A 25869-nucleotide genomic window follows, 5' to 3' on the forward strand; every position below is an offset into this window, starting at 1 on the left:
TTTTGTAGTTTATATAAGCATAAAAGCATACTATTATGAACGATAAAACAAGACAAATACTTACAGAAATTTCTACTGTAACTAGAACGATAGAGAACAATTACCCAGAGTTACAGAAATATTTAGATGAAACGCAAAGCACCTTACCATCTGGTGATAATCATAGCGCTTCAATCAACGAAAAAGAACTTCAATCTTATTTAGAAGAACTCAAAAGGTTAGTTTCTGAGTATGATGATAAACATTAAAATAGAAAAACACCTCAAAATAATGTTTGAGGCGTTTTACAGTTAGATCGTCTATTATTTATTCTAACTTTTTCTTTTTAGCATTTTTCATGGCTTCACCAATTTGATTACTGGCAGTAAAACTAGCAACCATATCATTAAGCATTTGACTTCCTGCTTGAGGAGAGTTAGGTAACAATATTAAATTACTGTTGGTTTCTTGACCAATAGATTGTAACGTGTCATAATGTTGTGTAACTACGATTAATGCAGAAGCTTCTTGCGAGTTAATCCCAACTTTATTTAAAACTTCTACAGATTCCTCTAATCCTCTTGCTATTTCACGACGTTGATCGGCAATACCTTGACCTTGTAAACGCTTACTTTCAGCTTCGGCTTTGGCTTTCTCTACAATTAAAATACGAGCAGCATCACCTTCAAATTGAGCTGCGGTTTTTTCACGATCTGCAGCATTAATTCTATTCATAGCTGCTTTTACTTGTGCATCTGGATCAATATCGGTTACTAAGGTTTTAATAATATCAAACCCATATTCTGACATGGCATCGTTTAATTCTGTTTTTACTGCAATTGCAATATCATCTTTTTTCACAAAAACGTCGTCTAATTTCATTTTAGGCACCTCTGCACGTACAACATCAAATACATAAGACGTTATTTGATCATGAGGATAATCTAGTTTGTAAAAAGCATCATAAACCTTTGATCTAATCACACGATATTGTACAGATACTTTTAAGCGTACAAATACATCATCTAAAGTTTTAGTTTCTATAATGACATCCAATTGCTGAATTTTTAAACTTAATTTACCTGCAAGTTTATCAATTAAAGGGATTTTAAGCTGTAATCCTGAATGTCTAATACTTTGAAATTTACCAAATCGTTCTATAACTGCCGAGGTTTGTTGCTTCACAACAAAAAACGACGATATTAAAATGATTAATCCGAAAAAAATAATAGGTATAATGTAAATAGGAAAATCTCTCATAAGAATGTTATTAATGGTTAGATAAAATAATCAGTTACTAAATTAAGTTATATTTGTTCAAATCACACATTGTAGTCATGCAAAAAAAACAGTTTATATTATTAGTAGCGTTTTGCTTAGGTTTTGTTACAATCTCTCTAGCTCAACATAATCGTTATGCCATTAAAAACGGAATTGGTTTAATTGGAGGTTTAACCCAATATGATATTAAAACAGATAATTTTACAACTAAAAGTGGTGATGGTTTTATTGGTGGTATGATTGCAACGGTAGAGTTACCACATAAATGGTATACAGTTAGTTACGGGTTTCAGTACGCTCAAAATTCTCTTGAAATTACAGGGAGACCAAGTCTAACAACAATCACTCAAGAACCTATTGAATATGAAATCAAAACAGTACAAGTTGCGTTTTTATTACATGCTAAAGTTTTATCAGATAATCTAACAATTGATTTTGGTCCGCAGTTACAATACAACACGAGTTTAGAACTAAAAGATGATAGTCAAGAAAACTTTGTGATTGATGGATATGATGCTTTATTGGCTAAAGATATCACAGATATTTCTCAATTTAATGTTAATGGTGTGATAGGAGCATCTGCAGGAATTGCAAATTTTAGATTACGAGCTAGTTATAGCTACGGATTTACAAATATTCTAGGAAAACTTAATGATAAAAGTCTCACAACGACACCTTCTTCAGAAAAATTTAAAGGAAACCAAAGTATGCTTTCTTTTGCGTTAATGATAACGCTTTAAAATTCTTACGTTTTTGTTCAATATAGCTTTAGCGAAATTGAAAAGCAGTAAATCTATTACGACTACGTAATCACCTTAATCAAATTCGAAGTCAAGGTTTGCCATTCAGAGTACGACTGAAGAATCTTTTGGTAAAGAAATTTTAAAGATTCTTCAGTCGTGTCTCTTTCTAAATGACATTTGTCTTTTTAAATTAAACAGTGGCAATTAAACCATCAATACGCTTCAAAGTTTCTGCTTTTCCAATCATATAAATAATATCAAATACGTCTGGACCTTGCAATGCTCCAACAAGCGCTAAACGTAATGGCATCATCACTTTTCCGAAGCCAATCTCATTAGAGGTAATCCAATCTTTAACCGTAGTTTGTAGCTGCTCTACTGTAAAATCGTCAACACTATTTACAAGTTCTTTAACCTTAGTTAAAATATCTACTGTTTCCTCTTTAATTGCTTTTTTAGATGCTTTATCATCAAAACTTTGAGGTGCAGCAAAAAAGAAATGACTCAAGTCCCAAAAATCACTCACAAAAGTCGCACGCTCTTTAATTAAAGCAATGACCATTTCTATGTAATTTATGTCTATTTCTTTTAATTCTGTTCTTAAATTTTGGAATGAAAGCGCCAGTTCAACATTATCTTGCTCTTGCATATAATGATGATTAAACCACTTTATTTTATCAGGATCAAAACGAGCTCCAGCCTTATTCACACGTTCTAATTCAAAAGCATGTATTAACTCGTCTAGATTAAAAATTTCTTGTTCTGTACCAGGATTCCAACCTAAAAAGGATAAAAAGTTTACCATGGCTTCAGCAAAATATCCATCTTCTTTATAACCTCTAGATACATCTCCAGTTTTAGGGTCTGTCCATTCTAAAGGAAACACAGGAAATCCTAATTTATCACCATCACGCTTGCTTAGTTTTCCTTTTCCCGTTGGTTTTAAAATTAATGGTAAATGTGCAAATTCAGGAGCTTCCCATCCAAAAGCGGCATACAATTGATAGTGTAATGCTAGAGATGGTAACCACTCTTCACCTCGAATAACGTGTGAGATTTCCATTAAATGGTCATCTACAATATTTGCTAGGTGATAGGTTGGCATGCCGTCACTTTTAAACAACACTTTATCATCTAAAACATTGGTGTCAATTTTAATAGCACCACGAATAATATCTGTTAAATGCAAGGTTTCATCTTGAGGTGATTTAAAACGAATCACATAATCATCACCAGCATCTAATTTTGCTTTTACGTCCTCTTCAGAAAGTGATAATGAATTACTCAATTTGAGTCTGTTATGCCAATTGTAGATAAATGTTTTTCCTTTAGCTTCATGATCTTTTCTGTGAAAATCTAAAGTTTCGGCAGTATCAAAAGCATAATACGCATGCCCTTTTTCTATGAGCTCATCAGCATATTGTTTGTACAAATGCTTACGCTCACTTTGACGGTAAGGCCCAAACTTTTCGTTCTTCCCAACACCTTCGTCAAATGGGATGCCGCACCAATTTAGAGATTCTACGATGTAATCTTCTGCACCTTCCACATAACGATTTTGATCGGTATCTTCTATACGAAGTACAAACGTACCATTATGTTTTTTAGCAAATAAATAGTTAAAAAGCGCTGTTCTAACGCCTCCAATATGTAAAGGTCCTGTTGGGCTTGGTGCAAATCGCACGCGAACGGGTTTGGTCATGGGTTTCATTTTAAGACTGCAAAGATAGAATAGAGTAGAAGAAGAACAAAGAAAATGCTATTCTCTTATTTCAACATATTAGGAACTATAAAACAATCATGTCTTTAGGCACACGCTTATTCATAATCCCAAACCATAAAGGAGGCACCATAGCCAAAACCATTGATGTTGGATAACCATATGGCATTTGCGGACTCTCATCATGGCAATCTAAAATCTGATATTTTTTGGTCGTTTTAAAGTGATGATCGCTATGACGTGTCAATTCATATAAAACAATCCTTCCAATCACGTGGTTAGAATTCCAAGAATGCTTTTCCTTAACGCGTTCGTAGCGACCAGATTTTGTTTTTAAGCGTAACAAACCGTAATGTTCAATATAGTTTACAGATTCTAAAAGTAAAATTCCAATAATTGCTGCGGAAATAGAAAAGATCAACCCAATACTTCCGAAGACATAAAACACAGTCAATAAATACCCAAATTGGATTAAAACATACCAAAACATGTCGTTTTTGACCGAAAAGAAAGTCTTTTTGTTGTTATTTAGTAGTTTTTTCTGAATATTCCATGCTTTCACATATTGTCTAAAAATGGATGTAAACCAAAATGAATAAACCGATTGATTGTATCTTGCTGTTGCAGGATCTTCAGGAGTTGCTGCATGCAAATGATGACCAAAATTATGCTCTATATAAAAGTGCATGTATTGTGCAGGCAACAATAAAGCTTTACCTAAAAAACGTTCGTTTGTAGATGATCTGTGACCTAACTCATGAGCCACATTAATTCCGTTAACGCCTAAAACAATACCAACAGAAAAGATCATGCCTACCAATTCATACGTGACGATAGGTGTGTTTTTTACTTCATATATTCCGAAGACAACCAACCCGTAAACAATGGGTACATTGAGATACAATAGCCAATCAAAAACCTTATTTTTAAGTTTACTTTCAGCAACTTCTTGTGATAAATTTTCGGTTTCTACCGGAAAAATTAGTTCTAATATTGGAATGATTACAAATGAAAATATGACGGTTAAAAACACAAACGAGCCTTTTAAATAGATACTTATAAATGCTACAACAGGTATAGAAAATGCTGCTAAGTATTTTAGGTCTTTCATTGGTTTTAAGAATAACTTCTCTAAATTAACAGAATCTTACCAGTTTTAAACAATTTCAGGTAAAAAATAAATTCTATATTGTGAAGTAGTTTGAACGTTATCCATTTAAACCACTTCATTAAGTTATTTAAAGATATGGCAACAAGTTTTAAAAACATACAATCCAAATTAGAGCAGTTTATAAAACGTTATTACACGAATGAATTGCTTAAAGGCGCTATTTTATTTTTCGCTATTGGGTTATTATATCTGATAGTAACCTTACTTATTGAGTATGTTTTATGGTTAGGCCCAACAGCGAGAACAATTCTATTTTGGATATTTATTGCTGTAGAAATTTCGTTGTTTGCTAAGTTTATCATATTCCCAATTGCTAAACTATTTAAACTGCAAAAAGGGATCAATTATAATGATGCTTCTCAAATAATAGGTAATCATTTTCCTGAGGTAAATGATAAGTTGCTAAATGTGCTTCAGCTAAATCAAGACCATTCAAAATCTGAATTACTAGCAGCCAGTATTGAGCAAAAATCTGCCGAATTAAGCCCAATTCCGTTCAAATTGGCTATAAATTTCAAAAAAAACACCAAATATTTAAAATATGCTGCAATTCCAATTGCGATATTACTCTTGTCTTTTGCAACAGGAAAAATTAATTGGTTTAGCGATAGTTATGAACGCGTGGTTAATTATAATACGGCTTATGAGCCTCCTGCACCATTTCAGTTTTTTGTAATTAATGAGAATTTAAAAGCTATAGAAAACAAAGATTTTAAGGTTACCGTTAACACTGCTGGAGAGATCATCCCAGAAAATGCGCAAATACATTTTAATGGTCAGTCATTTTTTATGCAGCAAACTGCTCCAGGACAATTTGAGTATGTGTTTTCACAACCTAAAGAAGCGGTTGCGTTTAGCTTATCGGCAAATAATGTGCGGTCTAAAAATTACAATTTAGAGATTATAAAAGTGCCTACACTTGTTAATTTTGAAATGATACTAGATTATCCAGCCTACACAAAAAAGAAAGATGAGGTCTTAAAAAGTACTGGGAATTCTACAATTCCAGAAGGTACAAATGTCACCTGGAACGTCAATACAAAATCTACAGATGAGGTGGTATTTTATGCAAAAGACACGGTTGCTTTTGAGTCTATTTCCGACGGAAATTTTAAAGCTACAAAACGTATTTATAACAATACAGATTATAGCATTAGTACAAGCAATAAGGCGTTAAAAGATTATGAGAATTTAGCATTCTCACTAAACGTTATCAAAGATAATTATCCTGAAATGAATGTAAAGATGGAAAAAGATTCATTAGATAATCAAACTTTGTATTTCTTCGGACAGGTGAGTGATGACTATGGTTTGAGTAAATTACAATTGGTGTATTATCCAAGCAAAACGCCTGAAGCTAAATTATATGAAGTGATGACGGTTTCAAAATCAAATTTTGATGAATTTGTAAGTGCGTTTCCTAATCAATTAAATCTTGAAGAAGGTGTAGATTATGAGTTGTATTTTCAGGTGTTTGACAATGATGCCATTCATAATTATAAAAGCTCAAAAAGTTCGGTATTTAGTTATAGAAAATTAACAAAAGATGAAGAAGAACAAAAACAACTCAATGAGCAAAATGAAACCATTAAGGATATAAGTAAAACTTTTGATAAATTAAAAGATCAAGATAAGGAGCTTAAAGAATTATCTAAAACTCAAAAAGAAAAAGAGGAACTTAATTTTAATGATAAAAAGAAATTCGAAAACTTTTTAAAACGTCAAAAAGAGCAGGAGCAACTCATGAAAACGTTTAATAAAAAATTGAAAGAAAACATTGAGGAGTTTCAAAATGAAGATAAAGAGAAAGACAAATTTAAAGAAGATTTGCAAAAACGTTTAGAAGAAAATGAAGAGCAACTCAAAAAAGATGAAAAGCTTTTGAAAGAGTTGGAGAAGATGAAAGAGAAGATTAATAAGGAAGAATTTACTCAAAAACTAGAAGAATTAGCCAAGCAGAATAAAAACAAAGAGAAAAGTTTAAAGCAGCTTTTAGAATTAACAAAGCGTTTTTATGTGGCAAAAAAGGCAGAGAAGTTGATGAAAGATTTAGAGAAGTTGGCTGAAGAGCAGGAGCAACTTTCCGAAGAAAACAAAGAAAATAATACGAAAGAAGCACAAGAAAAACTTAACGAAAAGTTTGAGGACTTCCAAAAACAAATGGAAGAGCTAAATAAAGAAAACAAGGCGCTTAAAAAACCAATGGATTTACCTCAGGATAAGCCAACAGAGGAATCTATAAAACAAGACCAAAAGGAAGCTACAGAAGCCTTAGAAGAGCAAAAGGAGCAGGACCAACAAAAAGATGGTGAGCCACAAGATCCTCAAGAAAAACAAGAAGAAAAAGAAAAACAAGATGGTGAGCAGCCTGAAAGTCCGTCCAGTTCGCAACAAAAAGCTACGAAAAAGCAAAAGCAAGCAGCTAAGAAAATGAAAGAGATGACTCAAAAAATGAGTCAATCTATGTCAATGGGTGGAGGCGAACAAATGCAAGAGGATATTGATGTATTACGCCAAATTTTAGATAATCTTGTATTGTTTTCTTTTGATCAAGAACACTTAATGAATGATTTTAAAAGTATACAGGTCAACCACAATGAATATGGTAAGTTTTTGAGAAAGCAAAATGATTTGCGAGAGCATTTTGAACATATAGATGATAGCTTATTTTCGTTGTCATTGAGACAACCAGCGATTTCAGAGAAAGTGAATTCTCAAATTACAGACGTGTTTTATAATATAGATAAAACTCTAGGTCAACTTTCTGAAAATCAACTATATCAAGGTGTATCATCACAACAATATACCATTACAGCTACCAATGAATTAGCGAGCTTCTTAAGTGATGTGCTTGATAATATGAACCAAGAAATGAATCCGTCAATGGGTCAAGGTAAAGGTCAAGGCGAACAACTTCCAGATATTATTATGAGTCAAGAAGAACTCAATAAACAAATGGAAGAAGGCATGAAAAAAGGTGAAAAAGGGAAAAAGCCCAAAGAAGGAGAGAATGGAGAAAGTGGTAAAGGTAAAGAAGGCGAAAAAGAAGGCGAGAAAGGAAAAAAAGGTGGTCAAGATGGCAAAGATGGAAAGAATGGTAAAGAAGGTAAACAAAAGGGAGAAGGCGATGGTAATGGTGGCGAAGGTGAAGGCGAAGGCGATAGCGAACTACAAAATGGTGAGCTTTATGAGATTTACCAAAAGCAGCAACAATTGCGTGAGGCGTTACAAAAACGGTTAGAAAAAGATGGTATTAGTGATCCTTCTGGTCAAAAGTTATTGAAAGATATGGAAGAGGTGGAGTTGGATTTAATCAACAAAGGTTTTACCAACCAGACGCTTCAAAAAATGATGGATTTACAGCATCAATTGCTGAAATTAGAAAACGCCACATTTATGCAAGGACAAGATAATAAACGTAAATCTGAAACCAATAATAAGGCTTACGATACTACGATACCCAATCAAATCCCGAAGGCAAAAGAATATTTTAATACTACTGAAATTTTAAACCGCCAAGCACTACCTTTGCAGCAAGTTTATAAAAAGAAAGTTCAAGAGTATTTTAAAAAAGTCAATGATTAGTTTTAACTACGAAACAGATTTTAAATTGGAAGATGAAGCGTTAGTTTCTGAATGGATTTCCAATACAATCGCTAATGAAAATTGTAACGAAGGAGAGCTTAATTATATCTTTTGTGACGATGATTATTTACACAAATTAAATGTTCAATTTCTAGAACACGATACCTTAACCGATATTATTAGTTTTGATTATTCCGTCGGAAAAGAGCTACATGGAGATATTTATATTTCTGTTGAACGGGTTGCTGATAATGCCAAAGATTTCAAGGTGGATGTTTCCGAAGAATTGAAACGCGTCATGATTCATGGCGTACTTCATTATTGTGGCTATAAAGATAAAACAGATGACGAAGCAAAGCTTATGAGAGACAAGGAGAATTACTACTTAAAAGCTCTGACTTAATATATTAGGATTTCAGTGTATATTTGCAAAAATTATTGTGAGTATATGATTATTTGGAAATCGTATATATTGTAAGCTTAACAATACATTTAAAATTAATTATAAATAGATGTCTTTTTTTGAAGGCACTTAGATGTTCCACGTGGAACAATACATAGAATTATGTTTAACGAAGTTTATGATGTCATAGTTGTTGGAGCAGGTCACGCAGGAAGTGAAGCTGCTGCTTCTGCTGCAAATATGGGAAGCAAAACCTTGCTTATTACCATGAATTTACAAAACATTGCTCAAATGTCTTGTAATCCTGCAATGGGAGGAATTGCTAAAGGACAAATTGTAAGAGAGATTGATGCGCTTGGAGGTTATAGCGGAATTGTGAGTGATACGTCTGCTATTCAATTTAAGATGTTGAACAAATCAAAAGGACCTGCTATGTGGAGTCCTAGAGTTCAAAGTGACCGTATGCGTTTTGCTGAAGATTGGAGGTTGTTATTAGAACAAACAAAAAATTTAGATTTCTATCAAGAAATGGTGTCTGGGTTATTGATTGAAAATCATAAAGTGGTTGGTGTAAAAACTTCACTTGGTTTGGAAATTAAAGCTAAAACTGTTGTTCTAACAAATGGAACGTTTCTTAATGGTTTAATTCATATTGGAGACAAAAATTTTGGAGGCGGTAGAGCAGGAGAAAGAGCAGCAACAGGAATTACAGGACAGCTTGTCGATTTAGGTTTTGAATCTGGAAGAATGAAAACGGGAACACCTCCAAGAGTGGATGGTCGTTCTTTAGATTATTCTAAAATGATAGAGCAACCTGGAGATACGCAGCCTGAAAAATTCTCGTATTTAGAATCTATAAAACCGTTAACAGAACAACGCTCATGTCATATGACATATACGAGTCCTGAGGTTCATAATTTGCTTCGCGAAGGCTTTGATCGTTCTCCAATGTTTAATGGTAGAATTCAAAGTACAGGACCTCGATATTGTCCCTCAATAGAAGATAAAATTAATAGGTTTGCTGATAAAGATAGACACCAATTATTTGTTGAGCCAGAAGGTTGGAATACGGTTGAAGTTTATGTAAATGGGTTCTCAACATCCTTACCAGAGGATGTTCAATTTAAAGCATTACGATCGGTAGTTGGATTTGAAAATGTGAAGTTTTTTAGGCCAGGTTATGCTATAGAATATGATTATTTTCCACCCACTCAATTAAAGCATACTTTAGAAACTAAATTAGTTGAAGGGTTGTTTTTTGCAGGACAAATTAATGGGACTACTGGTTACGAAGAAGCAGCATCTCAAGGTTTGATGGCGGGAATTAATGCGGCTTTAAAAGTTCAAGAGAAAGAAGAATTTATACTAAAACGTAATGAAGCTTATATTGGTGTTTTGGTAGATGATTTAATTACTAAAGGTACTGAAGAGCCTTACCGAATGTTTACATCTCGAGCAGAATATAGAACCTTGTTGCGACAGGATAATGCCGATTTTAGGTTAACACCAAAAGGTTATGATTTAGGGTTAGCTAGTGAAACGCGTTTACGTAGAATGGAAAAGAAGCAAAGAGAATCTGATAATTTTGTGAAGTTTTTTAAAGATACTAGTGTTACTCCTGAAGATGCAAATCCAGTTTTAGAATCTAAAAATTCGGCCTTAGTGAAGCAGTCAGATAAAATGTTTAAACTGTATTCTCGACCAAATATTACTTCGGAAGATATGCGACGCTTTGATGCTGTAGAGCAATACATAAAAGATCATGATTTAGATAGAGAAGTGATTGAACAGGCAGAAGTACAGATTAAATATTCTGGGTATATAAAGAAAGAAAAAAATAATGCTGATAAGTTGAGTAGGCTAGAGGATGTGAAAATTCCTGCTAATTTTGAGTATACAAAATTGAAGTCTATGAGTACTGAAGCTATTCAAAAACTAACAAAAATTCAGCCAGTAACTATTTCTCAGGCGTCGAGAATTTCGGGAGTTTCTCCTGCAGATATTTCTGTTTTGTTGGTTTATATGGGACGATAGTTTTTTTAATATATATATATAAACAAGGTAAATGTTTCACGTGGAACATTATTTAAATACAACTCTTATTGTACTTCATAACATTCCGAATGTATTTGGAGTTGAAGCATTTATTTTATGAATAAAAAACCATCCTATTTAAAAGTCAAAGATCACTCTGTTTCTGGTGAAGAATTTGAGTTGGTTTATAATAAAGAATTTGATTTTTTAGAAACCTATCCACAACCTTCTGAAGATAAATTAGGGGCTTATTATGAGAGTGACGATTATATTTCTCATACAGATGCCAAACGAAATCTGTTTGAAAAAGCATATCATTTTATAAAAGGAATTGCACTAAAGAGAAAATTAAAACTTATTAATTCTTTTTCAGACCTAGCATTGAGTGCTAATATTTCCGAAGATAAAAAACTACTTGATGTTGGATGTGGTACAGGAGATTTTTTAAAAGTTGCCAAAGACAATCATTGGGACGTTTCGGGAATAGAGCCAAATGAAAACGCAAGAATAATTGCAAATACTAAAACGGATGATTCGGTTTTTAATATAGATCATTTATTGAGATTTAAACCTCAAAGTTTTGATGTTATTACACTTTGGCATGTTCTTGAACATTTACCAAAATTAGAATCACATATCGAAATTTTTGAATCACTTTTAAAACCCAATGGGAGATTAGTGATTGCAGTTCCAAATTATAAAAGTTACGATGCTCATTATTACAAAAATTTTTGGGCAGCTTTTGATGTACCGAGACATTTATGGCATTTTTCTCAAACTTCAATTTCGAGGTTAGTGGCAACAAAACAGATGTTGGTTGAAAAAACAAAACCTATGACGTTTGATGCCTATTATGTATCGTTACTTTCAGAAAAATATAAAAGAGGACAAATGAATTTGTTTAAAGCATTTTGGATAGGTTGGCGTTCTAATAGGAAGGCAAAACGCAGTAACGAGTATTCTTCTATGATTTATATCATTAAAAAGAGCTAAAATGCATTTTAAAGCGTTTTAAGCTATTTTCTCTTGCAAAGTTGAGTAAGTATATTGGTTTAAAAAGTTTCTAAAAGGAAATGCGGTTTAAATTAATCAATTTTAATAGGTTTTAAAAATCTAATTAACCATAACTATTAATAATTTAAATAGTGCGTTTTTAACATAAATTCAACCACTTTATTACATTTGCAGAAATAACTAAAAATAATAAAATGAAAAAAATATTAGGAGCACTTACAATTGTACTTGTTTTAGCATCTTGCCAAGAACAGAAAAAAATGGCATTCGTTAATAGATCTGAAGTGATAAATGACTATCAGGAAAAAATGGACGTTGAAGCTAAATTTAAAGCCAGAGAGGATCGTTTTAATAAAAGATCTGATAGTATTGGAAAAGCGTTTCAATTAGAATATCAGCAGTTTCAAATTGCTTCAGCAAAAATGTCTCAAGCAAAACAACAACAAGAAGGACAAGCATTTAATCAAAAAAGCCAAATATTGCAACAACAGTTACAATATGAGCAACAACAATTACAACAAGCTTATGCTACAGAAATGGATTCTGTTATGATAACCATGAAAAGTTTTGTTGAAGATTATGGTAAGAAAAATGGTTACAGTTTCATTTTTGGAACAAGTGATGTAACATCTACTGTAATGTATGGAGAAGATGTAAATAATATTTCTGATGTTATTTTAAAAGGGCTTAACGATGCTTACAAGAAAGAAGAATAACTAGTATTTATATAGGATATTAAAAAAGCTGACTTTAAATAGTCGGCTTTTTTTATGACATGTTTTAAGTCATTACAGATTTTAATCGAGTAATTCGTTAATTGTAACAATCTTAACAAACACTTTTCGTTGTATTTAAGTAACAAAACTAACTTAGGTGCGTCTATAATAAAACATCAATATCTAAATCAATCAATCAATCAATCAATTCATCAAAATGAAATACATTTTATTAGCTTTCTGTCTTTTATGTAGTTCTCTACTCATTGCTCAAGAAAAGTATAGTTTAAGAGGTACCATAAAAGACGTTAATAATGGAGAAACGCTTTTAGGAGCTACCGTTTTTTTAAAGGGAACTTCAAATGGTGCTGTCACAAACGAATATGGTTTCTTTTCACTAACAGCCGCTAAAGGGAACTATACCATTATCATATCTTATATTGGATTTGAGAGTATTACCCAAGACATACAATTAGATAGCGATCAAACTTTGAATTTTGAGCTTAAAGAATCTGCGACTAGTTTAAACGAAGTCGTCATAGTTGCAGAAGAATCGGAACAAGTAAGTATCAAAAAACCACAAATGAGTGTGTCTAAACTAAATGCAGGCACTATAAAACAAATGCCAGCCGTTTTAGGAGAAGTTGATGTTATAAAATCCTTACAAATGCTTCCAGGAGTGACTAATAACGGTGAAGGGTCTTCTGGATTTAACGTTAGAGGAGGCGCTGTAGATCAAAATTTAGTATTACTGGATGAAGCTATTATCTATAATACCTCTCACTTCTTCGGTTTTTTCTCAGTGTTTAATGCAGATGCTATTAAAGATATTAAGCTCTATAAAGGAGATATACCTGCTAAATTTGGAGGTCGAGTATCTTCTGTTTTAGATGTAAGACAAAAGGATGGAAACAATAAAAATTTCAACATAAATGGAGGTATAGGTTTGATTTCAAGTAGGTTAGCTGTAGAAGGGCCAATTGTTAAAGATAAAGGATCTTTTTTAATCGCAGGACGAACCTCTTATGCTCACCTTTTTATGAAAGCCAGTGAAGACTTAAAAGATGATAAAATATCTTTTTATGATTTAAACTTAAAAGCGAACTACGAAATCAACAAAAACAATAAAGTGTATTTATCTGGTTATTTTGGTAGAGATGTATTTAATCTTTCAAAAATTATTGAGAACACCTACGGAAATGCAACCGCAAACCTAAGATGGAACCATATTTTTAATGATAAACTCTTTTCAAATTTATCCCTAATTTATAGCAAATATGACTATCAAATTATACTCGATTTTATTGAGTTAGATTGGATTGCAGACATAAAAAACTATAATTTAAAGTACGATTTTAAATACTATTTAAGCGATAAAGTAAAACTAGAATTTGGTGCCAGTGGTATTTCTTATAAATTAAACCCAGGAGAAGTGAGGCCAACTTCTCAATCGTCACCAATTAACTATTTAAAACTAGATCAAAAACGCGCTTTTGAAGGTGGTTTATACGTAAGTGCAGAGCATCAAATAACGAATAAATTAACAGCACAATACGGTTTACGATATAGTACTTTTTCTAGATTAGGAGGTCAAAGCATCTCAAATTATTTAAATGATCAACCTGTTGTTTATAATAGTCAATTAGATATTTATGAGCGAGGAGAAGAAATATCTCAAACAGCATACAGTAAAAGTGAAAGTATTCAAAACTTTGATAATTTTGAACCGCGTTTAGGCTTATCTTATCAACTAAATGAAGCGTCTTCGGTTAAAGCTAGTGTTACAAAATCTACTCAATATTTACACTTATTATCTAACACATCATCTGTTACACCTTTAGATGTTTGGACACCAAGTGGCAAGTACATTAAGCCACAACGCTCCACACAATATGCTATTGGTTACTACAAAAACTTTAAAGACAAAGCTTATGCGCTAGAAGTTGAAACCTATTATAAAACCATAGATAATAGAATTGATTACATAGATGGATCTGATTTAATTGGAAACAACACCATAGAAACCGAAATTTTAAATGGTGAAGCAAGAGCCTACGGTTTAGAGGTTTTACTTCGGAAAAATAAAGGTAAATTCACAGGTTGGCTAGCCTATACCTTATCAAAATCTGAACAACGTACCTTAGGAGGTCAAGCAGGTGGACCAGGAATTAATGATGGAAATTGGTACAACACTCCTTATGATAGAACTCATGATATTTCGCTCACCGGAATGTATAAACTCAACAATAAATGGAGTTTTAGCTCTAATATCGTGTTTCAAACAGGTCGTCCTGTAACATATCCAAATGGGCAATATAACTACGAAGGATTTTCAGTAGCTACATTTTCTAACCGAAATGAAGATCGCCTGCCTGCTTACCATAGATTAGATATTTCAGCAACATACACACCAAATAATAAACCAGATAAACGATGGAAAGGCGAGTGGGTTTTCGGAATTTATAACCTCTATAATAGAAAAAATGCAGCATCCATAACCTTTACACAAAACGATCAAACCGGTTTAAATGAAGCCACAAGACTATCTATTTTTGGTTTAATTCCTTCAGTATCTTATAATTTTAAATTTTAATAGCATGAAAACACATATAAAACTCATCATATTATTAGTTGCATTAGCATTTACAGCTTGTGAAGATGTCATCGATGTAGATGTGCCTACAGGTCAAACAAGACTCGTTATTGAAGGTTCTTTAGATTGGGAAAAAGGAACAACAGGAAACAATCAAACCATAAAATTGAGTACATCAACACCATATTTTCAAACTGCTACTATTCCAATAGTTACAGGAGCTTCGGTAAAAGTGACTAATATAGATACCAACCAGGAGTTTATTTTCATCGATCAAAATGATGGTACATATACCATTTCTAATTTTGTGCCAATCATTGGCAACACCTATAATTTAGAAGTTATTCATAATAACGAAACTTATACTGCGACAGAAACGTTAACTGCAGTTTCTGAGATAAACAGTGTCACACAATCTCTAGAAGGCGGTTTTGATGACGAGCTCCTAGAAGTTAATGTCTATTTTGATGATCCTGCAGATGAAGATAATTTTTATCTATTTAGCTTCTATGAACAAGGAGATTTATTCTCAACTATAGAAGATTTATCTGATGAGTTTGTCAACGGAAATGAAATTCATAACTTCTTTGAAAAAGACGACGACGATGATAATGATCAAGCACCATTTCAAGCTGGTGATATCGTAGATATTCAGTTATATGGAATTTCCGAAGGCTATTATAATTATGTAAGAATACTTATTGAGCAATATTATGGAGGAGGCGATCCCTTTTCCTCTACAGCTGCAGAGGTTAGAGGTAATTGCATAAATGAAACCAATAGTGATAATTATGCCTACGGATATTTTAGAGTAACAGAAGTTGTTAAAACTTCATATACCTTTGAGTAATACAAACAATTAATTTGCTTTTTTATGAAGTAATCTCGTCAATTTTATAGATAAATCGGTAAGTATAATCTTAGAATTCCCGTTGCGTTCAATGTGGTAAATTGCATTTTGTATCTCTTCGGAAATATCCATAATATTATTACCGTGAACAAAAGGAGCAAATTTTTCGAGTTTAAACGACGACTTTGGTTCCATAAAAACTAAGCTATCGGCTTTATAATTTAAAAGTAATGCTTGACGGAAGAAATCCAAACAAAAATTCAAAAACTGCTTCTGTGTTTCACGACCAGTTTTGGCAATCGTTTCGCTCCAAGAAATCAAATCATGAATAGCACTCTTGTTTCCTTTGGCTTTAAAGGCAGACCGAATCCAGAATACAAACCAATCTTCAAACTGAGTATCTTCACTATCGCTATATACTATATCGCAAGCTTTATTATAATTTCCGTTGGCTTGATGCGCAATTTTAATCGCATCAGGTTCAGGGATTTGATAATTTTTAATTAAAGCTTCTTTAATCACATCTTCTGCCAATGGCGGAAAATGTAATACCTGACAACGCGATCTAATCGTGTTTATAATTTGCTCTTCATCTTCAGCAATAAGAATAAAAACCGTTTTATTTGGCGGCTCTTCAATAAGTTTCAACAATTTGTTTGCAGCAGCAGTATTCATTTTTTCTGCCATCCATATGAGCATGACTTTATAACCACCTTCATACGATTTTAGAGATAGTGCTTTTACAATATCTAGCGCTTCATCAACACCAATTTGACCTTGTTTGTTGTCAATACCTAAAATTCTGTACCAATCAAATAAGTTTCCATAAGGTTGTTTGTCAATAAGCTCTCGCCATTCTTCCATAAAATGTTTAGACACAGGATGTTTTTTCACCTTATCTGTTGTGGCTACCGGAAACACAAAATGTAAATCGGGATGAGAGATGTTTTTAAACTTTAAATTACAACTGTCAATACCATTAGAATTCTCACCTTGTGTGTTTTTACACAACAAATATTGCGCATAAGCAATGGCCATTGGTAGAGTGCCAGAACCTTCTGGACCCACAAACAATTGCGCATGTGGTATGCGACCAAAATCGGCACTTTTGGTAAGGTGACTTTTAATGTGTTCTTGTCCTAAAATTTCAGAAAATAGCATAGAGCAAATATACTTTTTTATTTAAATCTTTAAATAACTAATAGCTGCAAACGTTTTCGTTATAAAACAGCTTTTATCAGTAGGTTTTATTGGTTACATTTGTTGAAATTATATTGATTTTTTGTTTTAAACCGAAAAGCATTGCTTTGCAGATAAAAGAAAAAGTTAAGACGATTTCGTATAACAATTTTCTAAAAACTCTATAGATGAAAACTTTAAACAATTTCAATTTCAGCAATAAAAAAGCATTAATTCGTGTTGACTTTAATGTGCCACTAGATGATGAGTTTAAGGTTACAGATGCTACACGTATTGTCTCTGCAAAACCAACAATTATTAAGGTTTTAGAAGATGGTGGCAGTTGTATTTTAATGTCACATTTAGGGAGACCAAAAGGTGTAGAAGAGAAATATTCTTTAAAACATATCGTCAATAAAATTGAAGACGTTTTAGGTGTTGAAGTAAAGTTTTCTGAAAACTGTGTTGGCGAAACAGCCCAAGAAGCTGCTGCCAATTTAAAACCAGGAGAAATTTTATTATTAGAAAATTTACGTTTCCACAGTGAAGAAACTGCAGGAGACAAAGATTTTGCAGAGCAACTCTCAAAATTGGGTGATATTTATGTTAATGATGCCTTTGGGACTGCACATAGAGCACATGCTTCTACAACAATTATCGCACAATTTTTTCCAGATCATAAATGCTTCGGAAATTTGCTAGCTCAAGAAATCGAGAGTATCAATAAAGTAATGGAAACTGGAGAAAAACCAGTTTTAGCAGTTCTTGGAGGCGCAAAAGTATCGTCTAAAATTACCATTATAGAAAATATTTTAGATAAAGTAGATCACCTTATCGTTGGAGGAGGTATGACTTTTACCTTTGTAAAAGCACAAGGTGGAAATATAGGAGATTCTATCTGTGAAGATGATAAAATGGAACTAGCACTTGAGATTTTAAAACAAGCAGAAGCTAAAAATGTACAAATTCATCTACCTGTAGATGTGATTGCTGCCAATGATTTTGCTAATGATGCAGAAACCAAAACTGTAGATGTGGATAAAATCCCAGAAGGTTGGCAAGGACTTGATTGCGGACCAAAATCTAAGGCTATTTTTCATGACGTTGTCATGCAATGCAAAACCATTTTATGGAATGGTCCTTTAGGCGTTTTTGAAATGGAAAATTTCGCAAATGGCACAATAGCACTTGGAAACTCTATTGCAGAAGCTACTAAAAATGGAGCATTCTCGCTTGTTGGAGGAGGAGACTCTGTTGCTGCTGTAAAACAATTTGGTTTTGAAAACAAAGTAAGCTACGTAAGTACAGGTGGAGGAGCAATGCTAGAAAGCCTAGAAGGGAAAACGTTACCAGGAATTGCTGCTATTTTAGAGTAGGTCACGATTTTTTATTTTACTACGGAAGAATCTTACAAGCCTTGTTAAATTGTTCTATGAAACTTTCATTTTAGCTAAAAAAACACGATTTTAGCTGACTTGTCGTTAAACTATTATGGTATATAGTGAACGATTAATACTTATGAAACCAATGAACCGCAAACATATTACTCTAACTATTGGCTTTTTATTATGTGCTTTAGTTTCTTTTGGTCAGGATTCAATTCCGAAGAAAAAAGAAATAAAAAGACTCACAGAAGCCGATTTTGTTGAAGGCGAAACCTACGTGATTGACACTATTATTGATGGCAAAAATTATTTTAAAAAAGGCATCAATATCAAACCAGAAATAGATTCTATTCAAAACCGCAAACTTGAAGATTTACCTCAAGCCGCAGTAATGGATGAAAAATGGTTAGAAGAATTATACTCAAATGTATTGTTTGATAGTATTTATGAATCGGTTACAACGCTCAAATATGATCCTGTTGATTATCCTGAGTTATCAACAGATACGCTTAAAGCTAGATTAGCTAGACTAAATGCAAGAACACCTTTTAATATAGAATACAACGCATCTCTAGAAAGTGTTATAAAATCGTACTTAAAACATAGACGTAATTCTATGTCGCGTTTAATGTCTTTGAGTCATTATTATTTCCCACTATTTGAAGAGTCATTAGATAATAATGATATTCCTTTAGAAGTCAAATATTTAGCTATTGTAGAATCTGCTTTAAAACCAAAAGCACGCTCTAGAGTTGGTGCAACTGGTTTATGGCAATTTATGTATGGTACAGGAAAAGAACATGGACTCGATGTAAGTAGTTATGTAGATGAACGTAGCGATCCAATAAAATCCAGTAAAGCAGCGAGTGAATATTTAGCAAGATTATACAGAATTTTTGGCGATTGGGATTTAGCTTTGGCAGCATACAACTCAGGACCTGGAAATGTATCTAAAGCGATTAGACGCTCTGGAGGTTACAAAAATTATTGGAATATTAGACCACATCTTCCACGTGAAACGGCAGGTTATTTGCCAGCATTTTTAGCAACCATGTATATTTTTGAATATGCTGAAGAGCATGGTTTTAAAATACAACCACCTCAATATCATTATGTAGAAACAGATACGATACACGTCAAACAAATGATCTCTTTTGATCAAGTGTCTGAGTTGGTAGATGTGCCCATTGAGGAACTCCAGTTTTTGAATCCGTCGTATAAGTTAGATATTATTCCGTTTATTAAAGGAGAAGACTATACGTTGCGATTACCTCGTGAAGCCATTGGTCGTTTTGTTACTAATGAAACCGAGATTTATGCGTATGTAACAGAAGAAATGAGTAAGCGAGAGAAACCACTTCCGCAGTTATTTGATTCTAAAAGCAAAACGACATATCGTGTACGATCTGGAGATTACCTTGGTAAAATTGCAAGAAAATTTGGAGTACGTGTGAGTCAACTAAAACAATGGAATGGTTTACGAAGTAATAATTTAAGAATTGGTCAACGACTTACAGTATACCCAAGACATTCTAATAGAAAAACAGTTTCATCTTCATCTAACACACCTAAAAAAGTTATTAATACTGCAGGTAAATCCACTTATAAAGTGAGAGAAGGAGACTCGCTTTGGAGCATTTCTCAAAAATTTCCAGGAGTTTCTGTTCAAAATATTAAAGAATGGAACGGTATTAGTGGTAATAAATTGAAAATAGGGACCACTTTAGTTGTCTCAAAATAAAAAAACTTAACACACATTAAAAATGATTAAAAACATTTTAGGGATTTTATTAGTAGCTACGGTATTTTTTGGATGTGGTGATGGCGAAGAAAAGAGATACGTTACAGCCTCTTCGGGAGATATTAATAGTATTTTAGTTGTTTCTGATAATCTATTATGGGAAAACAATGTAGGTGAAACTATTAGAGATGTACTTGCTGCATCTGTTGAAGGTTTATCTAAAGACGAACCTCAATTTTCAATGAGCCAATTGCCAACCGAAGTTTTTACAGGATTTGCAAAAAAGAATAGAACAGTTTTAAAAATTGAAAAAGGGAAAGAAGCAGCAACTCAAATTGCTAGAGATGCTTATGCTCGACCTCAAACTTTAGTGGTGATTTCTGGACAAACCAATGCTGAAATTATAGAACAGATTAAAGAAAATTCGGCTAAAATTATTGATGCTTTTAAGAAAACTGAAATCACAGAACGTCAACGAAGAACCAGTAAATCATTATTTAATGATACACCTTTGAAAGAAGAATTGGGTGTGTCTTTAAAATTTCCTACAGCTTATAGAATTGCAAAATCTGATGATGATTTCTTTTGGATTAGAAGAGATATTGAAACCGGTAACGTAGATTTATTGGTGTATGAAGTGCCATTATCTTCTATAAGAAAAGGTGATAGTGCAGTTGTTGATGTAGTTAGAGTGAGAGATTCTGTAGGTAAAATTCATATTGAAGGTGCTTTAGAAAACAGTTACATGGCAACAGAGCCAGCGTTTACGCCTTTTATAAGTAATGTGATTGTTGATAATAAACCAGCTTTTGAAACGCGCGGACTTTGGGATTTAAAAAATGCCTTTATGTCTGGACCTTTTATAAACTACGCTATTGAAGATAAAGTGAATAACCGTTATATCATTGCCGAAGGATATGTGTTTGCACCATCAATTGCAAAGCGTGATTATGTGTTTGAGCTAGAATCTATTATTAAATCTATAGCCATTAAATAAGGTTAAAAAATACAAGTAAAAAAAAAGCCAACGACTAATCGTTGGCTTTTTTGTTTATACGTTTTTAAGAATAATTGGTTATTCTTTTTCTGTAGTTGTTGTTCCGTCTTCTTCTTTGCTGGCATCTTTAAATTCTTTGATACCGCTTCCAAGACCTCTCATAAGTTCTGGGATTTTCTTTCCTCCAAACAATAATAAGACCACAACAACGATTAAAATTATTTGCCATGCTCCAGGAGCTAAAAATATGCTTGATGCTATCATAATATTCTATTTTGAATTGCAAATTTAATAATTATACTTCAAATCTAACGTTTATTGTGAAACTTTAAGATTGTAAATCAAACTTGCACATATTTTAATTAATTTTGTAGGACAATGGCAAAAAAAGAGAAAGAAAAAAAATTTAAGAAAAAGTTACTTCATAAGTACCGTTTGGTCGTTCTTAATGAAGATACTTTTGAGGAGCGTTTTGCAATAAAATTAACGCGTTTAAATGTCTTTGTGATTGTATCATTAGGAACAATACTGTTAGTAGCTGGTACCATTTTTTTAATTGCATTTACCTCATTAAAAGAATATATTCCAGGCTATTCATCAACCGCTTTAAAGAAGCAAGCTACCGTTTTAAATTATAAAACAGACTCATTACAACAAGTTATAAATCTTAACGAACAATATTATTCATCTATAAAAAAGGTGTTAACAGGTGATGTTGCATCGGTTGAGTTTAATAGAGACTCTATTATTGATGCGGCAAGTATTGACGCTGGTCAATTAGATTTAAAACCCACAAAAGAAGATTCATTATTAAGAGAATTGGTAGATAAAGAAGACAAGTATAACGTATTTGAGTCTACCATATCATCCACAAACTTCGTGTTGTTTCCTCCAGTAAATGGTACCATATCTGAAGCTTATAGTGTTAAAGACAAACATTATGCTGTTGATGTTGTCGTTGCCAAAAACACACCAGTTAAAGCCACAGCAGATGGTACGGTTATTTTTGCTGAGTGGACTGCAGATACGGGTTATGTCGTAATTATTGAGCATAGTTACGAACTCATCTCTGTATATAAACACAATGCCTCAATTACAAAACAACAAGGCGATTTAGTAAAATCTGGCGAAGTCATTGCATTAGCAGGAAATACCGGAGAATTAACAACAGGACCACATTTACATTTTGAACTTTGGAATAGTGGATACCCAGTAAACCCAACCAATTTTATAGATTTTAATTAAATGATGTCTCTTAAACCAATATTGGCTAAGCTATTTGCAAAACATATTAAGAGATCTGTTTTAAAATGGTCTAGCAATCCAGTAGAAACTCAAGAAAAGGTTTTTAAATCTTTAATAAAAGACGCAAGTCATACGGTCTTCGGAAATGAGCATGACTTCAAATCCATAACGTCTCATGAAGATTTTGTAAAGCGCGTACCAATTAGAGATTATGAAGATTTAAAGCCCTATGTTGATCGTGTTGTTGCTGGTGAAGAAGATATCCTCTGGAAAGGAAAACCTTTATATTTTGCAAAAACGTCTGGTACAACATCTGGAGCAAAATATATCCCATTAACAAAAGAAAGTATGCCAACTCATGTTGAAGCAGCTAGAAATGCAATCTTAATGTATATAGCCGAAACAGGTAACAGCAAGTTTGTGGATGGTAAAATGATATTCTTACAAGGAAGCCCAACTTTAGAAGAAAAAAACGGCATACAATTGGGACGATTGTCTGGTATTGTAGCACATTTTGTTCCTAAATATCTTCAAAAAAATAGAATGCCTTCATGGAAAACCAATTGTATAGAAGATTGGGAAACTAAAGTAGAAGCCATCGTTGAAGAAACATTGCCCGAAGACATGTCTGTCATTTCAGGAATTCCATCTTGGGTTCAAATGTATTTTGAGAAAATTAATGCAAAAACAGGAAAAAAGGTAGGTGACGTTTTTAAGAATTTCAATCTTTTTATTTTTGGAGGTGTAAATTATGAGCCTTATCGTGCAAAATTTGAAAGTTTAATAGGGCGAAAAGTTGATAGCATTGAGTTGTATCCTGCAAGTGAAGGTTTTTTTGCATTTCAGGATCAGCAAAATGAAAAAGGTATGTTACTTCAGTTAAATTCAGGGATGTTTTATGAGTTTATCGAAGCAAATCATTTTTTTGACGACCAACCTAAACGACTAACGATTTCCGAAGTAAAAACAGGAGTTAATTATGTGATGATTATTTCTACTAACGCAGGATTGTGGGCTTATAATATTGGAGATACTGTTGAGTTTACATCTACAAAACCATATAGAGTCATCGTTTCTGGGCGAATTAAGCATTTTATTTCTGCGTTTGGTGAGCATGTTATTGGTAAAGAAGTTGAGCAGGCTTTGCAAGAAGCAACCCAAAATTTAGACGTGAGTGTAACAGAATTTACGGTAGCGCCACAAATAAATCCTGAGTCTGGCTTACCGTTTCATGAGTGGTTTATTGAGTTTGAAAACTCGCCTCATAACCTTTTAGAATTAGCACAAAAAATAGATGCTTCAATGCAAAAACAGAATAGCTATTACTATGATTTAATCTTCGGAAATGTGCTGCAACCACTTAAAATTTCAGAAATTAAGAAAAATGGGTTTCAAGATTACATGAAATCTATTGGAAAATTAGGTGGTCAAAATAAGATACCAAGGCTGTCTAATGATAGAAAAATTGCCAATAAATTATACGCTCAAAAGTTGTTGAAATAATACTATATTTGTCCGTAAACCAATAATGAATGAATAAAAGAAAAATTCACGAAAGAACTAGGGCTCAGGAGAGTTCTAATGCCATTGAGAGAATGTATATTACCATGCGACATTTATTTAATCGTGGGTTTTATAAGCCAATGGGAGTTTCTGGTGAGACACTTAGAGAATCTTTATTGTTATTACGACCTGAAATATATGGTTCTATTTCTGAAGAAAAAGCAGAACTAGAAGGGTTGTTGTATGTTATAGATCGATTGCCAGAAGGTATTGAAGAGTGTACATTTATTAATTTAACAAGTGATGAAGGCTATGGTAATTCTCACTTTAAAACTATAATTCCGCCAAAAAGACGTCGTAACTGTTATCGTATAGATACAGAGCAGATGAATATTGAAATCACACGAGGACGATCGGAAATTTATGACATTCTCACACACCTTACTTTTTTATTTATTGAGTCTCACAAAATAAGCAAACGCGTTTTAATTGATGAGCAAGGAAGAACCACACGAGATTGGATTAAATTAGAAAAAGCAGTACTTTCTAAAAAGAAATTAACCCAACCAGAACGAGAAATTGCAATTACGCACACGGCAAATATTTTAGGTAGAACATTTGAAGAGCTAACAAATGCTCATGCAAAATTTACAACCAAAGTAAAACCAGAACGTTTACTTCATATTGTATATTGGTTAGGTAAACTTGCCATAGAAGAAGTGGTGAATAATAATAAGCGTACTGTGACTTTTAGTCCGGTTTTAAGAGAGCGATTAGGTCACCATATTCATGGAGAAATTTGGGCAGATAATATTAAAGAAGTTCTTCAAAAGAAAAACTTACTAGGTCGTCCAATACATGTTATTAGTGCCAATATGCATAGTGTAATGAATTCTATTTTTGCGCCAATTGCATTAAAAACAATGGCCGCAAAAAAAGATATATTTGATGTCTATGAAGCTATAAGCCAAAAAGATAACGAAACCTTACGCAATAAAATTACTAAAGAAGCGTTGCAGAGTGGAATGACTTATATTAAGGACACCTCTGGAACCAATATAGATGTTCAAATCTTTGATACAGATAAAATCGATTTTTCTAAAACAGATATAGACGTTGGTGATTCATTTAAAAATGAAGAGAAGCCAGTTATATTTGTTATGGATTATGCTTTTGGAGAGCAAGCTTATGAAACTATTGATGAGTTTTTAAAACCTTACCGTGTTAACGATGAAAAAGTGCACTTAAATGTAGAGTCGGTTTCCATTATGGGTAAAGCCGGTATTTTAGAAGGTGATAAAGGCGATATTATGATTCCGTCTGCTCATATTTTTGAAGGCACAGCCGATAATTATCCTTTTAAAAATGAATTGAGTAAATCAGATTTAGAAGGGCAAGGTGTAAAAGTTTTTGAAGGCGCAATGATTAGTGTATTAGGTACATCATTGCAAAATAAAGAAATATTAAAGTTCTTTTATAATTCAACATGGAATGTGATTGGATTAGAAATGGAAGGTGCACATTATCAAAAGGCGATACAAGCAGCATCTAAGGTTAGAGGCAGCATAAACCCTAATGTAAAAGTGCGTTATGCTTATTATGCTAGTGATAACCCATTAGAAACAGGAAGTACATTGGCCTCGGGTGGTTTAGGCACCTCAGGAGTTAAACCAACCTACCTAATAACAAGAAAAATATTACAACAGATATTCAATAAATAATATAAAGCT

20 protein-coding genes are annotated in these 25869 nt (G+C 33.0%); 15 read left to right on the forward strand and 5 right to left on the reverse strand.

Annotated elements, in window-relative coordinates; genetic code table 11:
* Positions 1-35 precede the first annotated feature (35 nt).
* Positions 36-248, forward strand: a complete 213-nt coding sequence (locus TD29_RS06070; protein WP_040279585.1) for a hypothetical protein — start codon at positions 36-38, stop codon at positions 246-248.
* 58 nt (positions 249-306) lie between these two features.
* Here the strand turns inward: TD29_RS06070 and TD29_RS06075 are convergent, their stop codons facing one another.
* The gene (locus TD29_RS06075; RefSeq protein WP_040279586.1) at positions 307-1239 is read right to left on the reverse strand and encodes an SPFH domain-containing protein; all 933 of its coding nucleotides are present in this window, start codon (positions 1237-1239) and stop codon (positions 307-309) included.
* Positions 1240-1316: 77 nt separating this feature from the next.
* Here TD29_RS06075 and TD29_RS06080 point away from each other — a divergent pair, with 77 nt between their 5' ends.
* Positions 1317-2000, forward strand: a complete 684-nt coding sequence (locus tag TD29_RS06080; protein WP_040279587.1) for an outer membrane beta-barrel protein — start codon at positions 1317-1319, stop codon at positions 1998-2000.
* 193 nt (positions 2001-2193) lie between these two features.
* Here the strand turns inward: TD29_RS06080 and gltX are convergent, their stop codons facing one another.
* Positions 2194-3705 carry a glutamate--tRNA ligase gene (gene gltX, locus TD29_RS06085; protein ID WP_040279588.1) on the reverse strand — a complete coding sequence of 504 codons (1512 nt, stop codon included), beginning with the start codon at positions 3703-3705 and terminating at the stop codon, positions 2194-2196.
* An 85-nt stretch (positions 3706-3790) separates the two neighbouring features.
* Positions 3791-4834: an alkane 1-monooxygenase gene (locus TD29_RS06090; RefSeq protein WP_040279589.1), complete on the reverse strand. Its 1044-nt coding sequence runs from the start codon at positions 4832-4834 to the stop codon at positions 3791-3793.
* Between the two features lie 135 nt (positions 4835-4969).
* Here TD29_RS06090 and TD29_RS06095 point away from each other — a divergent pair, with 135 nt between their 5' ends.
* The 7 genes from TD29_RS06095 to TD29_RS06125 all read left to right on the forward strand — a co-directional run bounded on the left by TD29_RS06095 (position 4970) and on the right by TD29_RS06125 (position 16089).
* Positions 4970-8479 carry a DUF4175 family protein gene (locus tag TD29_RS06095; protein ID WP_040279590.1) on the forward strand — a complete coding sequence of 1170 codons (3510 nt, stop codon included), beginning with the start codon at positions 4970-4972 and terminating at the stop codon, positions 8477-8479.
* Complete coding sequence (gene ybeY / locus TD29_RS06100; RefSeq protein ID WP_040279591.1) at positions 8472-8882, forward strand: rRNA maturation RNase YbeY; 411 nt, start codon at positions 8472-8474, stop codon at positions 8880-8882. The genes TD29_RS06095 and ybeY overlap by 8 nt, the downstream gene beginning before the upstream one ends.
* Positions 8883-9044: 162 nt before the next feature.
* Positions 9045-10916 (forward strand): tRNA uridine-5-carboxymethylaminomethyl(34) synthesis enzyme MnmG, encoded by a 1872-nt coding sequence (mnmG, locus tag TD29_RS06105; protein WP_040279592.1) that lies wholly within the window; start codon positions 9045-9047, stop codon positions 10914-10916.
* 117 nt (positions 10917-11033) lie between these two features.
* Complete coding sequence (locus tag TD29_RS06110) at positions 11034-11909, forward strand: class I SAM-dependent methyltransferase (RefSeq protein ID WP_040279593.1); 876 nt, start codon at positions 11034-11036, stop codon at positions 11907-11909.
* Positions 11910-12124: 215 nt separating this feature from the next.
* Positions 12125-12646 carry an OmpH family outer membrane protein gene (locus tag TD29_RS06115; protein WP_040279594.1) on the forward strand — a complete coding sequence of 174 codons (522 nt, stop codon included), beginning with the start codon at positions 12125-12127 and terminating at the stop codon, positions 12644-12646.
* A gap of 217 nt (positions 12647-12863) precedes the next feature.
* A complete protein-coding gene (locus TD29_RS06120) occupies positions 12864-15239 on the forward strand; it encodes a TonB-dependent receptor (RefSeq protein ID WP_040279595.1) in 2376 nt (791 codons plus the stop codon).
* A gap of 4 nt (positions 15240-15243) precedes the next feature.
* The gene (locus TD29_RS06125) at positions 15244-16089 is read left to right on the forward strand and encodes a DUF4249 domain-containing protein (protein ID WP_040279596.1); all 846 of its coding nucleotides are present in this window, start codon (positions 15244-15246) and stop codon (positions 16087-16089) included.
* Positions 16090-16098: 9 nt separating this feature from the next.
* On the opposite strand, the gene TD29_RS06130 is transcribed toward TD29_RS06125, so the two are convergent.
* Positions 16099-17250, reverse strand: coding sequence for a DNA polymerase III subunit (locus TD29_RS06130; RefSeq protein ID WP_040279597.1), 1152 nt, complete (start codon positions 17248-17250; stop codon positions 16099-16101).
* 206 nt (positions 17251-17456) lie between these two features.
* On the opposite strand from TD29_RS06130, the gene TD29_RS06135 reads away from it, so the two are divergent.
* From TD29_RS06135 to TD29_RS06145, 3 genes are all read left to right on the forward strand, one after another.
* Positions 17457-18644, forward strand: a complete 1188-nt coding sequence (locus TD29_RS06135; RefSeq protein ID WP_040279598.1) for a phosphoglycerate kinase — start codon at positions 17457-17459, stop codon at positions 18642-18644.
* Between the two features lie 151 nt (positions 18645-18795).
* The gene (locus TD29_RS06140) at positions 18796-20394 is read left to right on the forward strand and encodes a LysM peptidoglycan-binding domain-containing protein (protein WP_040279692.1); all 1599 of its coding nucleotides are present in this window, start codon (positions 18796-18798) and stop codon (positions 20392-20394) included.
* A 22-nt stretch (positions 20395-20416) separates the two neighbouring features.
* Complete coding sequence (locus TD29_RS06145) at positions 20417-21391, forward strand: DUF4837 family protein (protein ID WP_316931849.1); 975 nt, start codon at positions 20417-20419, stop codon at positions 21389-21391.
* Positions 21392-21469: 78 nt separating this feature from the next.
* On the opposite strand, the gene tatA is transcribed toward TD29_RS06145, so the two are convergent.
* A complete protein-coding gene (gene tatA / locus TD29_RS06150) occupies positions 21470-21655 on the reverse strand; it encodes a twin-arginine translocase TatA/TatE family subunit (RefSeq protein ID WP_040279599.1) in 186 nt (61 codons plus the stop codon).
* Positions 21656-21769: 114 nt separating this feature from the next.
* On the opposite strand from tatA, the gene TD29_RS06155 reads away from it, so the two are divergent.
* The 3 genes from TD29_RS06155 to TD29_RS06165 are packed head-to-tail and all read left to right on the forward strand — an operon-like array spanning position 21770 to position 25860.
* Complete coding sequence (locus TD29_RS06155; RefSeq protein WP_040279600.1) at positions 21770-22636, forward strand: M23 family metallopeptidase; 867 nt, start codon at positions 21770-21772, stop codon at positions 22634-22636.
* Positions 22637-24139 (forward strand): GH3 auxin-responsive promoter family protein, encoded by a 1503-nt coding sequence (locus TD29_RS06160; protein WP_040279601.1) that lies wholly within the window; start codon positions 22637-22639, stop codon positions 24137-24139.
* A gap of 29 nt (positions 24140-24168) precedes the next feature.
* Positions 24169-25860: a DUF6909 family protein gene (locus TD29_RS06165; RefSeq protein ID WP_040279602.1), complete on the forward strand. Its 1692-nt coding sequence runs from the start codon at positions 24169-24171 to the stop codon at positions 25858-25860.
* Positions 25861-25869 lie beyond the last annotated feature (9 nt).

Source organism: Psychroserpens damuponensis (genome assembly GCF_000826655.1).
In the GTDB taxonomy this organism is placed as follows: Bacteria; Bacteroidota; Bacteroidia; order Flavobacteriales; family Flavobacteriaceae; genus Psychroserpens; species Psychroserpens damuponensis.